Origin of the sequence: Streptococcus sp. HMSC077F03, assembly GCF_001812375.1 — a bacterium.
Classification (GTDB): domain Bacteria; phylum Bacillota; class Bacilli; order Lactobacillales; family Streptococcaceae; genus Streptococcus; species Streptococcus oralis_S.
In genome coordinates, this window is sequence record NZ_KV808793.1 from 290,691 (window position 1) to 304,609 (window position 13,919).

Below are 13,919 nucleotides of genomic sequence, written 5' to 3' on the forward strand. Positions count from 1 at the left end.
AGATTGACTTGCAGGATATTTATTTTGTATTAAATCAAGCCTTCTAAGAGACCCTTCATAAAGTTTTCTGAGTTAAATTCCCCTATATCATCGATTTTTTCACCAAAACCAATCAATTTCACTGGGATATTGAGTTCTTCACGGATAGCTAGTACAACACCACCTCGGGCAGTTCCGTCAATTTTTGTCAAAACAATTCCAGTCAATGGTGTTATCTTAGAAAATTCCTTAGCTTGTACTAAGGCATTCTGTCCAGTTGAAGCATCGAGTGCCAGGAAGGTTTCATGAGGTGCTTCAGGAACGACACGTTTGATAATGCGACCAATCTTTTCCAACTCGGCCATAAGGTTGTCCTTGTTTTGCAGACGACCTGCTGTATCAATCATAAGGATATCAATCCCTTCTGCTACGGCACGTTCCATCCCATCAAAGACCACACTTGCTGGATCAGCCTTTTCAGGCCCCGTCACAACAGGAACATCAACACGACGACCCCATTCAGCTAGCTGGGCCACTGCACCCGCACGGAAGGTATCTGCCGCAACTAACATGACTTTCTTGCCAGCTTGTTTGTAGCGATGAGCCAATTTCCCGATAGAAGTTGTTTTCCCAACACCATTAACACCAACAAAGAGCATGACGGTCAAGCCATCTTGGAAATGGATTTGTTCATCGTAGTTGCCATCCTTTTCGTAGAGCTCGACCAATTTCTCGATAATGACACGACGAAGTGCGTCAGGCTTCTTAGCGTTTTCAAGTTTAGCTTCATAACGTAGTTCTTCTGTTAAGTTTGAAGCGACTTGCACACCGACGTCGCTCATGATGAGCAGTTCTTCCAATTCCTCGAAGAATTCTTCATCGACAGAACGGAAGTTTGCAAAGAAGGCATTCAAACGAGCACCGAATCCCGTACGGGTTTTCTTGAGACTGCGGTCATATTTTTCCTGAACGGTTTCTTCAACTTGAGGAAGTTCTTCTTCTACTACTTCAGAAGCTAGCTCTTCTTCGAATTCTACAGTTTCTTGGTTCTCTTCTTCTAGAATTTCTTCAGGTTCTTGGATTTGCTCCAATTCATCAGCTTCTAGCTCAGGCTCCTCTTGGTCTGTTTCCTCGACTGCTTCTGGTTCAATGACTTCTTCTGTTGAGATCTGAGGAAGTTCTTCTTGAGCAGGTGTTTCTTCCTCTTTGTCTCTTGTGGTCTCTTCCTGAGCAGTTTCTTCGACTACCGTTTGGTTTTCTTCAACCTCTTCTGACAAATCAAGATTTTCCAGTGCTTCTTTTACAACATCTTCGATTTTTGGCTCTTCTTTTTTTCCGAATAAACGGTCAAATAATCCCATTTTTTAACTCTCCTTTAGCACATATTCTTCGATAGCCCAGGCAACGGCTTCCTCGTCGTTGGTCATGGGGGTAATCACATTGGCAACTTCCTTAACCGCTGGAACAGCATTTTGCATGGCAACTCCTAGACCTGCCCACTCAATCATGGAAAGGTCATTGGCCTCGTCACCACAAGCCATGACTTGACTTTGATCGATTCCTAAGTGTTTAATTAATTTCGCTAAACCTGTTGCCTTGTGGACGTTTTTCGGCGACCATTCCAATAAGAGTTCACGCGATTTGAAGATTTCGTATTGGTCAAACAATTCTGGAGAAATCTGTTGAATCGCTGCATCCAAAGGTTCTTGGGCAAAAGCAGTCACGCATTTATTATACGTCATCTGACTAGATAGATCTTCAAAAGCGACAGGTACGAAAGTCAGGGCTGGGTTGAACTTAGCATAGAGACTTTCTTGGTCTGACTGGATTTGATAGACGGTTCCTTCTGAAATAGCATCTAACGGTAATCCGAGTTTTTCAGTTTCCTCGTACAAGCGTGCCACATCGTCGATTGAAAAGACGGTTTTATCGAGAATCTCCCCTGTATTTTTCTGTACTAGACCACCATTAAAGGTGATGGTGTACTCATCCTCCTGACCATCAGTCCCTAGCTCATGGAGAAAGAAATCCATAGCCTTCAGAGGACGTCCCGTTGTCAGAACGACCTTGATGTCACGGTCACGCGCAGCTTTGAGGACCGCCTTGGTACGATCTGTCAGCTTTTTATCCGTTGTCAGCAAAGTACCGTCCAAATCCAGTGCAATCAATTTAATATCTGCCATTACAAACCCTCCATATAAGCCATCACTGATTGGTCCTTATGGTGGCCAATCACTGCTTCTGCTAATTCTAAAATTTCTGGTCGCGCATTTTCAGGAGCGATGGGGTGCCCCACTACCTGCATCATGTGAAGGTCATTGAGATTATCGCCAAAAGCCATAACCTGATCCATGGTCAGACCCAGTTTTTTTGCCAGCTCAACAATAGCTACACCCTTATCAACATAGTCCAAGACAATATCAATGGATTCAAAACCAGTTGTCATAGCTTTCACACCAGGAACATTTTCATTTACCCAAGCCTCACCAGCTTCTATCGTATCTTCTGTGAAGTTAGTGGTGAATTTAAAAATCTCATCCGTGATCTCTTCCAAACGTGCTATTTTTTGAATATTTTCATTGTAGTGACTACTTAACTTAAGATAAGTTTCATCCACTGTGTCCAAAACATAACAAGCTTTTTTCCCAGTCAGTAGCATTTTTCTTTCATCAAAATAGGGCGATTTCTTTAAAGCTTCAAAAGTGTTCAAGTAAAAGTCGCGAGGCATAGTAGCCTCATACATATCCTCACCATGAAACTCAACATAGCTCCCATTTTCAGCTATAAAAATCACTTTATCACGTACATCCGCAAACAGCTTTTTCAGGGACAGAATACCGCGACCTGAAGCCACAGCAAAATAAATCCCCTTTTCCTTGTAGGAAACAAGTACGTTTTTGAGGCGTTCCATATCAAACCGCCCCTCTCCATCTAGAAAGGTTCCATCCATATCGGTGGCAATGAGTTTTATCATACAATTATCTCCTTTTTTGAATTAGGGGTGTGCAAAGGACATTTAGGGTGTGCACTTTTTAACGATTTATGAATACCCCCATCATTTTTCATCTCTGTTAATCCTTTATATTATATCATAAAATGAATGTCTCATTCCATTCATAAAAACAGTCAGATCATATTTCTATGACCTGACCGTTTTTGAAGTGAGTTTTATTTAAAAAATAGCATCTACAATCCTAAATTTATAATAACTAAACTTCTCTTGTAACAGACACTCATTATCAAATTCAATATATTTCATAAAACAAATTAATACACTCAGCACATTATCTATTCCATATTTTCCAATGTCTGTATATTGTTTAATTAAGTAACTACGTGCATATTTTTCATCCTCTGTATATCTGTTTCCTATGTTTATCTTACACTAGCCATTTTGATAAACTAATAACCAATAAATGAAATAATTATCTACTATTTAATTTTCCTCCTTTTCTGGCCTGATCACTTAGGCTATAAATGGAATCTCTGAACCTTCTTAGAAACTAGCTTGAAGCCATAGTAAAAAGCCTTGGTAGTCAAGGCTTTTTACTATTTATCTTGTTTCAAAGTCTCTCAATTTTCAAGCAGAACAACACACTTTATGAAAACTAAATGATTTCTTCCAGACGAAATATTGATTAAATGATGACTAAATCTATACATACTATCATACTATGCAAATTTTAAATTAGTAGTCATTTTTTCTAGCTTGCTATTATACATTTCCCTTAACTGTGCTAAATCAGTATCTCTATTTTCAGCTAAGAATACCCTATATTGCATATTTTCACTGGGGATTTTTTCCGTTAAAATAGAATCGTAAATTGAAAATCTGTCTTCAATTTCAATTTTCACTGTATTTACTAAAGAAAATTCTACATCTTTGTTTTCTAGTGCTTCTAAAACTGCAATAATTGATTTTAAGAGTAAGTAACTACATACACCTTTTTCTCTATACATAGGTAGCACACTAATACTTCTATACCTGAAATTAAAATCTGCAGTTTTGGTAACACTATAGTTTATACCAATATTTCGAAAACTAAAATTCTCAGAAATTTCATTATCATTAATGAGCAATTCTAACTCTACACAGCCATTCTCTTCCAATAGAGAGTCAAATGTCTGATTCTCCCAATTTTCATAATACGTTTTAATCTTGATCCCTCGTTCTTCTGAAATAGAATCATTAAATCTAGGATCATAGCCTTCCTCTCCATTCTCTGTTTCGTTTTCAAAATCAGATATAGACTTTTTTAAGAAAATTTTCTTCAAACTATCAGTTAAATATTCAAACGAAGCCATTTTACACCTCTGCTTATCATACAACTTTCTCAATAGATAAAGCTTGTCTACTAGCTAACTTCAATTTTGGAGGGAATCCTTTTGAGAAATCTAATTGGCCAATTGCAACAAAAAAATAATCTGCATCTTCTTCAACTTTAAGCAAGACTTTATTACCGAGATATATGCTCGCTTTCTTTTTCCATTCCCTATTCGAATCCTTACAAAAAATATTCAAAAAATAAAGAGTATATCCTTGCTCATTATTCCATTTTGAAATGCTTAAACGTACTTTACCATAGAAAAGATGAAGTTCATCTTCAAGTTCTTTGTCTAGCCATTTTTCAATACTTTTTCTTCTTAAAGTTTTATGATGTACTTGTCTTTCAACCTTTCTTGTCAGAACTAAAGGATTTTCATCACTAAAACCTCCTCGAACTATCGCTGTTTGAGGCAAATATTCTTTTTTGAAAAAAAGGCTTCTCATCATAGCATCTAGCTTATCTTTAATTTGGTCATCACGAAGATTTTTAAAATATTCTTCTATATACTTTTTGCTAGCATAATCAAATTGATAAGAGCACCCATTTGTGTGTTTAGAACTAGTTTTTCTTTTTAAATGTGCTCTCCTTTGCGAAGTCTTAGGGACATAAGATAACTCTGCTTGTTTACACTCTGGGCAGAACATATTATCTTGATAAATTCCTAGATTTTTATATTTTATAAAATAATCATTTAAAGTCTTAATATCTTCTTTCTCATCCGCAGTGGAAAAGTAAAATTCATCGAATGATTTTGGCATATTCCGTTCCTCATATACAGCAATTTAAAATTAAATATTATAAATAATTATAGCATTTTATAACATACGTTTCAACTGATAATATTATGCAGTTATACTGCCTCAAGATGGTTGACTTTCGAAACATGCAATTTAACGTTTAACAAATCAAGGATGTCTCCATAGAATCAAAGTATTTCTGATACCCATTTTCTTCTATCTATAGACAGTAAAAAGCCTTGAAACAACTTATTCCAAGGCTTTCTTAGTATTCTATTGTATCAATTACCTTATTCCGATTTCGGTTGCTACAAGTTTAATCATAAAATCCTTCATTCTCCAATTGATAAATCTACCTTCTATTATACCATAGATAAGCTAAAAAAGGACTTGTACAGTAGGATTGGCAACTGTATTGCCGTGCTTTTTCGATAAAGTAGAAAAGGGCTTAAAAATTAGAATCGTAGAACTTTTTTCAGATAGTTTAAAAAGTTTGTATTCCCCTACTCTTTTCTCTATAATGAAAAGAAAGGAGATGACTATGACAGAAATAAAACATGAACTTGATGCTAACTTTGCAGGCCGACTCAATATCCTACGCGCAGGTGTTCTGGGTGCCAATGATGGGATTATTTCCATCGCTGGAGTCGTTATCGGTGTTGCCAGTGCGACGAGCAATATCTGGATTATCTTTTTATCTGGACTAGCAGCTATCCTCGCTGGTGCTTTTTCTATGGCTGGTGGCGAATACGTCTCTGTATCCACTCAAAAAGACACAGAAGAAGCCGCTGTTGCCCGAGAACAATTACTCTTGGATAAAGACATCGAATCTGCAAAACAATCCCTCTATGCTGCTTATCTTCAAAACGGTGAGTGTGAAACGTCCGCCCAACTCTTGACCAACAAGGCTTTTTTAAAAAATCCACTCAAAGCCTTAGTTGAGGAAAAATACGGTATCGAGTACGAAGAGTTTACCAATCCTTGGCATGCTGCAATCTCTAGCTTTATCGCCTTTGTACTGGGAAGCCTTCCTCCTATGCTGTCGATAACCGTCTTTCCAAGCGATTATCGTATTCCTGCTACTGTCTTTATCGTGGCCCTTTCCCTTCTTGTCACTGGCTATACCAGTGCTAAACTAGGCAAGGCTCCTACGAAAACTGCTATGATCCGTAACCTCTGTATCGGACTTCTCACCATGGGCGTAACCTTCCTCTTGGGACAACTCTTTAGTATCTAAGATAAAAGAAATACCTCGACCAGCATCGAGGTATCTTTTTTACATTTGTACAATCTTGCGATAGCTTCTTGAGGTAATCATAAAGATCAAAACGTAGACGATGAGGAAGATGGCACAGATGGACAATGTAACGGTCAACATCATGGTCGCATCGAGCACGCCAATGACTTTTAGGATGAGGCTAAGCATATGATAGGCAAAAGCAAGGTGTAGGAAGGCAAAGAGCAATGGAAGGAAGAAAACAGTTAGAACCTGTTTGTTGATGGTTTGCTTGATTTGCTTTTGATCGAGTCCGACCTTTTGCAAAATGATGAAACGTTCACGGTCTTCATAGCCCTCAGAGATTTGTTTGTAGTAAATAACCAGAACTGTTCCTACCATAAAGATGATAGAGAGGAAGATACCGATGAAGAAAACTCCACCAAAGAGAGCACTCATCTGCGCACTACTATCAGCCAGATTGCTTCCGTAAACATAGCTTCCATCTTTGTTTATTTCTCTATTAAAGTTGTTAACGAATTTTGAATAGTCATCTGCAATTTTAAGTTGCTCGTCCTCACTAGCTGTTACATTCATACCCCCATAGTATTGATTAAAGATGGAAGAGTTAGGATGCTGTTCAAGAAAGGCTTGTAAGTCAGGAACAACCAAATAGTTATAGTCCGAAGTTAGAATATTGTACTGATTTGGGACATGTTCAAGAATAAAATCTTTTTTGATTTCTTCTTTGATCGTGTAGGTCTGGTTATTCAGAGTCAGTTCTTTCTGCCCTTGAAGTTCCTTGTTTTGAGCAAACAATCCAACTTCCTTACCTGAAAGTCCAAGTTTCTGTCCTGTCATATTCTCATAGTCTTTTTGGTCAAAGACCATAAAAATAGTTTTCGGTTGAACACGATTTTGACCTTTCTCAAAGATTGTCAATTTCGTACCTTCTTGATTTGCCACACCAAAGTTACTGTATGTAAGAACTTCTTTCTTTGTGACAGTCAATCCATTATCACTAGCATACTTGTTCAAGAGTTTTTCGATGTCTTCTTTTTCAACATTCTGTCCTGTAATCCCAAAATCATGTGGATTCATGACCTTCTTGAAGTTTTCTGAAGTCTTAAAAATGCTTGTTGCAGCAGACATAGTCACCAAGACCATGGTTGAAAGGATGGCAATCGTAGCCAAACCAACCGCATTTTTCTTCATTCGAAAGATAAGATTGGATACGGAAATCATGTTGTTAGGTTGGTAATAGTAACGCTTGTTTTTCTTCAAGATTTGTAGGAAAACTGTGATCCCTGCATTGAAGAGAAGATAAGTTCCCAAAATAACTAACAAAACTGCTACGAAGAAAATCAGAACAGCAGAAAGTGGATTTTCAACTGTTACTGCTAGGTAATAACCAGCTCCCAAACTAATCAGACCTAGAATGGTTTGAAGGCCTAAGAAACGTCCTTTTTTCTCACCACTGGCTTTTTCACGAGAGAGCTGAAGGGCATTCATGCGTGCGATGCGAAAGGCATTGATAAAAATTAGACCTAGGAAGATAGCTCCAAAGACGATGAGAACTAGGATGAAGACAATTGGTTGGAAAGTCGAAACGAGCTCCACTTTCATTTTCATCAGCTTCAGAAGAAGGGCAAAGATTAGCTTATCAAAGAGAGCTCCTAGACCGAGACCAGCTGTCAAGGTTAAGGAACCAAAAATAAGAAGCTCCTTAAAAACCATACTGATCAAATGGCGCTTTTCAAGCCCCAGCATACCATATACACCCAGCTCCTTGGAGCGGTTCTTCATGACAAAACTATTGGCATAAAGTACAATAATTCCAGAAGCGATGGTAACAACTACCATACCGAGAGCAAGGGTCATAGAGATAGTTTCTCCCCCTCGAATCTTACCAATGTTAGGATTAAGTGACAGTGAGTAAAAGAGATAGGTGATGGTCACAGCTAAGAGAACTGCTAAAGCAAAGGGATAGTAGAGTTTGCGGTTTTTGATTAAGTTCGAAACCGCTAACTTATTGGTCAATCGAAACATACTAATTCACCTCACTTGCCATGACAGTCAAGGTATCAGAGATTTCCTGGAACATCTGACGTTCTGTCTTGTCTCCACGGTAGATTTGATTGTAAAGAATTCCGTCCTTGATAAAGAGAACGCGCTTGGCCCTGCTGGCTGCTGCGGTTGAGTGAGTTACCATAAGAATAGTTTGGCCACGCTCATTGATTTCATCAAAAACATCCAAAAGAGCTGCAGATGACTTGGAGTCAAGGGCTCCCGTCGGCTCATCTGCAAGGAGAATTTCAGGTTCTGTGATGATGGCGCGTGCTACTGCTACCCGCTGCTTTTGACCGCCTGAGATCTCGTAAGGGTACTTCTCTTGCAATTGGTTGATACCTAGATTCTCAGCAGTCACCACCAATTTTTTCATCATCTCCGTAATGGGCTTTCTTGATAACACTAACGGAAGCAAGATATTATCCTTAACAGACAAGGTATCTAGCAAGTTAAAGTCTTGGAAGACAAATCCCAACTTCTCACGACGGAAACTCGAAGCCTGTGAATTTTTAATAGTGGCTGTGTCTGTTCCGTTTAGGTAAACCTGGCCTCGAGTTGGTTTATCCAGCATAGCTAGGATGTTGAGCAGGGTTGACTTTCCTGAACCAGACTCCCCCATGATGGCAACGTAGTCACCCTTTTCTACGGTAAAGTGAATGTCTTTGAGTGCTTCGACTTGGTTTCCTTGGAAACGTGTTTTGTAGATTTTTTGAACGTGTTTTACATCTAAAAGTGTCATGATTTTCTCCTTCTTAATATCCCATCAATTGAAACTGTGCTTGCATCATAGCGCATCCCAGTTGAACACGCTCGATATCTTTTTGACTTGGTTTTCTTGTTTTCTTTTGTAAGATTCTTTTCATGGTTTTGCTCCTTTGTTCTTTATGAGTCTAGTTTATCGCAAAAAAAGAGGTCTTGCCATAACCTAACCTTACAAAAGAGACTTTAATCTTACATTTTTGTAAGATTGAAGAATATCAAGCAATTTCGCTATCAATATTTTACCATAAAAGAAAGGTAAGAAGAAAACCCTTGCGGATGCAAGGGTTAAGGGTTCACTTCTTTTTCTGACTTCTTTGAGAAATAAGGAAAGTGTCTGTAAACTATTTCAAAATCCAACTCACCAAAACCGTCCATCATTGTCATCAATGGCTTCGGCTTCCTTGCGTTTGCGTGGTCCTGTTCCGTACATTTCTGCTTCGATTTCTTCCTTAGTTGGCAGGATAGACGCAAGAATGATGTAAATAATCACACCAATCCCAAAATTTGATATGGTAAAAATAGCAAAGAGAAAGCGGACTAGAGTTACATCAAAATTCCACTTGTCTGATAGCCCAGCTAAAACTCCCGATACCATACTATTTCGTTTCATTTTATAAAATTTGTTATTCATGATATGTTCCTCTTTCGGTATTCTTACAAGTAGTATAGCATGAAACGGGGGCAAAAACATCAGTCCTTAGGCCGATTTAAGATGACGAGTTTGCCACGGCAGACGCCACATCGGTAGCGTTTGGTATCAATCCTACGCTTGCGCTGATAAGTTTGCTGGCAAGATTGACACTGATAAACTAGGTAGGTGTTTTGGCCTTTCAGAGGGGGAACAAAGCGCAGTCCATCCACTTCTTTCAAAAGTTTCTTAAAATCTCGGTCCTTATGGCGATAACCCTTTTTCTGAAAATAAAGGTGATAGTGACAAAGCTCATGGCGCACGATTTTGCGAAAAACCTCCAAACCAAGTTCATTATAGACCTTGGGATTAAAATCCAAATGCCCATCCTTGGGGAAAAATCGCCCACCTGTCGTTCGCAGACGAGAATTCCACTGGGCTTGGTGTTTAAAAGGTCTACCAAAGTCTTCGAGAGAAACAGATTGAACGTACTCAGTTAGATTCATTTGGAGCTAGAAGCGACAGATTGACTTTTTCACGTTCAGTATCGATTTTCTTAACCCAAACCGTTACCAAATCTCCAACAGACACCACTTGGCTGGGATGTTTGATAAATTTGCGACTCATATGAGAAATATGAATGAGGCCGTCCTCGTGAATCCCGATATCAACGAAGGCACCGAAATCAACGACATTACGCACCACACCTTCCAACTTCTGGCCGACTTTTAAATCCTTGATATCCAAGACATCTTGACGAAGAACAGGTGCATCAAAAGAGTCACGGAAATCACGACCTGGTTTGAGAAGGTCGGCAATGATATCTTTAAGAGTTTCTGGACCAAGCTCTAGTTCTTGTGCCATCTCCTTAACTGAAAGCGACTTAAGCTTGTTTTGCGCTTCTTCATTCAAGTCCTTGATATCCAAGCGTTTGAATAGCTCTTTGACAGCAGCATAGTTTTCTGGGTGAACTCCTGTATTATCAAGGATATTGCTACTTTCAGGAATACGGAGGAAACCGGCAGCCTGTTCAAAGGCTTTGGCACCTAGGCGAGGAACCTTCTTGATTTGAGCGCGTGAAGTGATTTTTCCTTCTTCCTCACGGTATTTGACAATATTTTCAGAAATGGTTTTATTGAGTCCAGCCACATGGGAAAGAAGTGCTGGGCTAGCTGTATTGACATTGACACCGACTTGGTTGACCACGGTATCGACTACAAAGTCCAGACTTTCAGACAGTTTCTTCTGACTGACATCGTGCTGGTATTGCCCGACACCGATTGATTTGGGATCAATTTTGACCAATTCGGCAAGCGGATCTTGCAAACGTCGAGCGATAGAGATAGCAGAGCGTTTTTCAACAGTTAATTCTGGAAACTCCTGACGAGCAAGTTCGCTGGCAGAGTAGACAGAAGCGCCACTTTCATTGACAATAACATAGCTGACCTCAGGAAAATCTTTCAGAACTTCCGCCACAAAGGCTTCACTTTCCCGACTGGCCGTTCCATTTCCGATGGCAATGATTTCGACACTGTACTGACCAATCAAATCTGCCAAATCTTTCTTGGCTTCTTCGATTTGACGAGCTGAGGCTGGTTTAACAGGATAAATGACTTGAGTCGTCAGCATTTTCCCTGTTGCATCTACGACAGCAAGTTTGGCACCTGTACGAAAAGCAGGGTCAAATCCTAGAACCACGCGCCCTTTCAGCGGAGCAACCAATAGGAGATTGCGCAGGTTGTCAGAAAAAAGTTGGATAGCTCCTTCTTCTGCTTTCTCAGTTAATTCTGTCCGAATGCGTCGCTCAATAGCAGGCAAGACCTTTTTCTTAACTGACTGTTGAACAACTTCATCTATATAGGCATTTTTCACCTTGAAACGGGCAGCAAAGAAAGCAAGAATACGATCTGTCGCGTGCTCAAAACCGACTTTTAAGACGCCTAGCTTTTCCCCACGATTGAGTGCCAAGGTACGATAGCCTTGCATATTGCCAACTGTCTCTGAGAAATCATAATAAATCTGGAAAACTTGCTTTTCATCAAGACTTTCATCTTTGACTTTCGAAGTGATTTTAGAGTGTCTCAACACTTCCTGATAGGTCAGTGAGCGCAAGGTCACATCTTCAGATAAGGCTTCTACCAAGATATCAACCGCACCAGCCAAGGCTTCTTGACCAGTCGCAAATCCTTCACAGACAAACTTTTCAGCTTCTTTCTCTAAGCCATCTACATTCTGCAAAATCAAGCGAGCAAGAGGAAAGAGTCCAGCTTCACGGGCAATGGTTGCCTTGGTACGACGTTTCTCCTTATAAGGAAGGTAGAGTTCTTCTACGTCTGCTAATTTTTCAGCTGCCAGGATAGCTTCTTCCAATTCCTTGGTCAGCTTGCCTTGTTCTTGAATCTTAGCCAAGACAGCTTCTTTACGGTCGTTGAGATTTGTCAGACTTTTATCCAGATCAATAATAGCCTTAATCGCCACCTCATCCAGACTACCAGTCATGTCCTTCCGGTAACGCGCGATGAAGGGAATTGTCGCCCCCTCAGCCGTCAGACTTAGAACAGTATCGATTTGCTTTAAGGTTACTCCCAAATCTTGGGAGATCTTTTCATATTTTTTATCCATGAATCTATTATACCATAGAGCAAACAGCAGTCCAAAATGATAATATTTCCATAAACCAAAAAAGGACATCTATATCAAGACATCCTGTGTATTTTACACTAAATCACGTAAAATATTCAAAAGTAATTCTGTTGATTCTTCCAGCTCTTCTGTAGTATAGCTGTTATTTTGATTTTCTGGATGATGTATGATGTTGCGAATTAAGGTTGGAAGAGTTTTTTGCTCTTGTTGAGTATCCCCATTTTTTAATAAACGATGATAGTCTTTATCTTGAGCTACACCTTTACCTACAAGCCATTTTTCGAATCCTTTCTCGGAGTAATTTTTTTCATCCTCATCAATAGCTTTTGCTTGGATAAATCCATATAGTTCATTGTGAAATTCCACGCTGTTTACTCCAAAAGCAATGTAGTTTATTTCTCCTATTGTCGGTGAGGTAGTTCCGAATAAATTTAATTCCCGCTTATCCGATACAAAATTTACCCCGTCGCCATTCTTGGAAAAAATATTGATTTGCTGAGTTCTACAATCAAACTTTTTTAACAGGTAAGGAGAATGAGTCGTAATAAAAACTTGATACTTTTCAGAAATTTTATTGAGTGAATCGATAAGTTTATCTTGAGCTTTAGGATGTAAAAATGTCTCAGGCTCATCAATAAAAAACATAATTGGCTTAGATAATGTTTCTTCTTCATTATCAAGCACACCAGCATAAACTTGAATTAAGCTTAAAGCTAATGCCCGTTGCATTCCAGTACCTTTTTCTGAAACAGAAGTTGAAATACCATTATCCGAAAGAAGAAGACTACCCGTCTTAAAGAAATTATCAATTTCAGGCAATCCAAAATTAAATTGTACCTCACCATCTCCATACTGCTCTCTCAACACGGAGGAAATTTTAGTCGCAATTCCTTCAAGAATTCTACCCAACCCTTCATCTCCAAAAGTTTTGTTATGAGCATCTTGAAATTCTCTCCAGGTATCGCCTTTTTGAAAATCTTTTGTTATGTCATTAATTATTTTACCTATTATTTTGGTCTTACCAAAATCTTGATAATCTTCATTCCTTATATCCGAATATACAAACTGAGCATCAAATAACGCAGTAATCGTTTTATCAATACCTGTGGGGTTTTCAAACCTCTTTATATCATCTTCCTCGGTTGAATTTGGATTATAAATCCTTACTTTTGAGATATCTAAAGAAACTGTTTTTTTGCCTTGCGTTACTTCACATTCCTGAGACGACCTTAAAACCCTAAGACTATACGTACCATCTTCATTGTCGATTACATAGTCACTGTATTTATTAAGATTTAGATTTTCATCATTAACTATTTCACTGAGATCTGCACCTTTGAATTCAAGTTCGACAGATATATTTTCAGTCTCATGACCCTGAGTTATAAAATCTAACTTGTTTTTTCCACTCTGAATGAATTCAATTGCTTTAAAAATTGTCGTCTTACCACAGTTATTGTTTCCTACGAAAAAATTTACACCTTCCGAGAATTCAATAACGTGCTCTCCTTTAAAACTCTTAAAGTTTACTAATTTAATTTTAGAAATATACATTT

12 protein-coding genes are annotated in these 13,919 nt (G+C 38.8%); 1 reads left to right on the forward strand and 11 read right to left on the reverse strand.

All coding sequences use genetic code 11. From position 1 onward, the window contains the following. Window positions 1-29: 29 nt before the first annotated feature. The 5 genes from ftsY to HMPREF2853_RS06665 all read right to left on the reverse strand — a co-directional run bounded on the left by ftsY (window position 30) and on the right by HMPREF2853_RS06665 (window position 5,065). A complete protein-coding gene (gene ftsY, locus HMPREF2853_RS06645) occupies window positions 30-1,340 on the reverse strand; it encodes a signal recognition particle-docking protein FtsY (protein WP_070535378.1) in 1,311 nt (436 codons plus the stop codon). 3 nt (window positions 1,341-1,343) lie between these two features. After that, complete coding sequence (locus HMPREF2853_RS06650) at window positions 1,344-2,162, reverse strand: Cof-type HAD-IIB family hydrolase (protein WP_070535380.1); 819 nt, start codon at window positions 2,160-2,162, stop codon at window positions 1,344-1,346. After that, on the reverse strand, window positions 2,162-2,953 hold the full coding sequence (locus HMPREF2853_RS06655; protein ID WP_070535382.1) for a Cof-type HAD-IIB family hydrolase: 792 nt from the start codon (window positions 2,951-2,953) through the stop codon (window positions 2,162-2,164). Before HMPREF2853_RS06655 ends, HMPREF2853_RS06650 begins: the two co-directional genes overlap by 1 nt. A 698-nt stretch (window positions 2,954-3,651) precedes the next feature. Next, window positions 3,652-4,284 carry a hypothetical protein gene (locus tag HMPREF2853_RS06660; protein WP_070535384.1) on the reverse strand — a complete coding sequence of 211 codons (633 nt, stop codon included), beginning with the start codon at window positions 4,282-4,284 and terminating at the stop codon, window positions 3,652-3,654. Between the two features lie 16 nt (window positions 4,285-4,300). After that, entirely contained in the window at window positions 4,301-5,065 is a 765-nt protein-coding gene (locus HMPREF2853_RS06665; protein WP_070535386.1) for a hypothetical protein, read from the reverse strand. 520 nt (window positions 5,066-5,585) lie between these two features. Here HMPREF2853_RS06665 and HMPREF2853_RS06670 point away from each other — a divergent pair. Then, window positions 5,586-6,281 carry a VIT1/CCC1 transporter family protein gene (locus HMPREF2853_RS06670; protein WP_070535388.1) on the forward strand — a complete coding sequence of 232 codons (696 nt, stop codon included), beginning with the start codon at window positions 5,586-5,588 and terminating at the stop codon, window positions 6,279-6,281. A gap of 39 nt (window positions 6,282-6,320) precedes the next feature. On the opposite strand, the gene HMPREF2853_RS06675 is transcribed toward HMPREF2853_RS06670, so the two are convergent. The 6 genes from HMPREF2853_RS06675 to HMPREF2853_RS06700 all read right to left on the reverse strand — a co-directional run bounded on the left by HMPREF2853_RS06675 (window position 6,321) and on the right by HMPREF2853_RS06700 (window position 13,917). Further along, window positions 6,321-8,309 carry an FtsX-like permease family protein gene (locus tag HMPREF2853_RS06675; RefSeq protein ID WP_070535390.1) on the reverse strand — a complete coding sequence of 663 codons (1,989 nt, stop codon included), beginning with the start codon at window positions 8,307-8,309 and terminating at the stop codon, window positions 6,321-6,323. Window position 8,310: 1 nt separating this feature from the next. Next, window positions 8,311-9,069 (reverse strand): ABC transporter ATP-binding protein, encoded by a 759-nt coding sequence (locus tag HMPREF2853_RS06680; RefSeq protein ID WP_000173369.1) that lies wholly within the window; start codon window positions 9,067-9,069, stop codon window positions 8,311-8,313. A 381-nt stretch (window positions 9,070-9,450) separates the two neighbouring features. After that, entirely contained in the window at window positions 9,451-9,723 is a 273-nt protein-coding gene (locus tag HMPREF2853_RS06685) for a PspC domain-containing protein (protein WP_001060204.1), read from the reverse strand. A gap of 59 nt (window positions 9,724-9,782) precedes the next feature. Continuing rightward, window positions 9,783-10,226, reverse strand: a complete 444-nt coding sequence (locus tag HMPREF2853_RS06690) for a SprT family protein (protein ID WP_070535392.1) — start codon at window positions 10,224-10,226, stop codon at window positions 9,783-9,785. Continuing rightward, window positions 10,213-12,342: a Tex family protein gene (locus tag HMPREF2853_RS06695; protein WP_070535394.1), complete on the reverse strand. Its 2,130-nt coding sequence runs from the start codon at window positions 12,340-12,342 to the stop codon at window positions 10,213-10,215. Before HMPREF2853_RS06695 ends, HMPREF2853_RS06690 begins: the two co-directional genes overlap by 14 nt. A gap of 93 nt (window positions 12,343-12,435) precedes the next feature. Beyond that, entirely contained in the window at window positions 12,436-13,917 is a 1,482-nt protein-coding gene (locus HMPREF2853_RS06700) for an AAA family ATPase (protein WP_000275945.1), read from the reverse strand. Window positions 13,918-13,919 lie beyond the last annotated feature (2 nt).

Bases quoted from the DNA above. Each gene is read 5' to 3' on its own strand.
- HMPREF2853_RS06680 (WP_000173369.1), bottom strand. From the start codon at position 9,069: ATGACACTTTTAGATGTAAAACACGTTCAAAAAATCTACAAAACACGT.
- HMPREF2853_RS06675 (WP_070535390.1), bottom strand. From the start codon at position 8,309: ATGTTTCGATTGACCAATAAGTTAGCGGTTTCGAACTTAATCAAAAAC.
- HMPREF2853_RS06690 (WP_070535392.1), bottom strand. From the start codon at position 10,226: ATGAATCTAACTGAGTACGTTCAATCTGTTTCTCTCGAAGACTTTGGT.
- HMPREF2853_RS06695 (WP_070535394.1), bottom strand. From the start codon at position 12,342: ATGGATAAAAAATATGAAAAGATCTCCCAAGATTTGGGAGTAACCTTA.
- HMPREF2853_RS06665 (WP_070535386.1), bottom strand. From the start codon at position 5,065: ATGCCAAAATCATTCGATGAATTTTACTTTTCCACTGCGGATGAGAAA.
- ftsY (WP_070535378.1), bottom strand. From the start codon at position 1,340: ATGGGATTATTTGACCGTTTATTCGGAAAAAAAGAAGAGCCAAAAATC.
- HMPREF2853_RS06650 (WP_070535380.1), bottom strand. From the start codon at position 2,162: ATGGCAGATATTAAATTGATTGCACTGGATTTGGACGGTACTTTGCTG.
- HMPREF2853_RS06685 (WP_001060204.1), bottom strand. From the start codon at position 9,723: ATGAATAACAAATTTTATAAAATGAAACGAAATAGTATGGTATCGGGA.
- HMPREF2853_RS06660 (WP_070535384.1), bottom strand. From the start codon at position 4,284: ATGGCTTCGTTTGAATATTTAACTGATAGTTTGAAGAAAATTTTCTTA.
- HMPREF2853_RS06670 (WP_070535388.1), top strand. From the start codon at position 5,586: ATGACAGAAATAAAACATGAACTTGATGCTAACTTTGCAGGCCGACTC.
- HMPREF2853_RS06700 (WP_000275945.1), bottom strand. From the start codon at position 13,917: ATGTATATTTCTAAAATTAAATTAGTAAACTTTAAGAGTTTTAAAGGA.
- HMPREF2853_RS06655 (WP_070535382.1), bottom strand. From the start codon at position 2,953: ATGATAAAACTCATTGCCACCGATATGGATGGAACCTTTCTAGATGGA.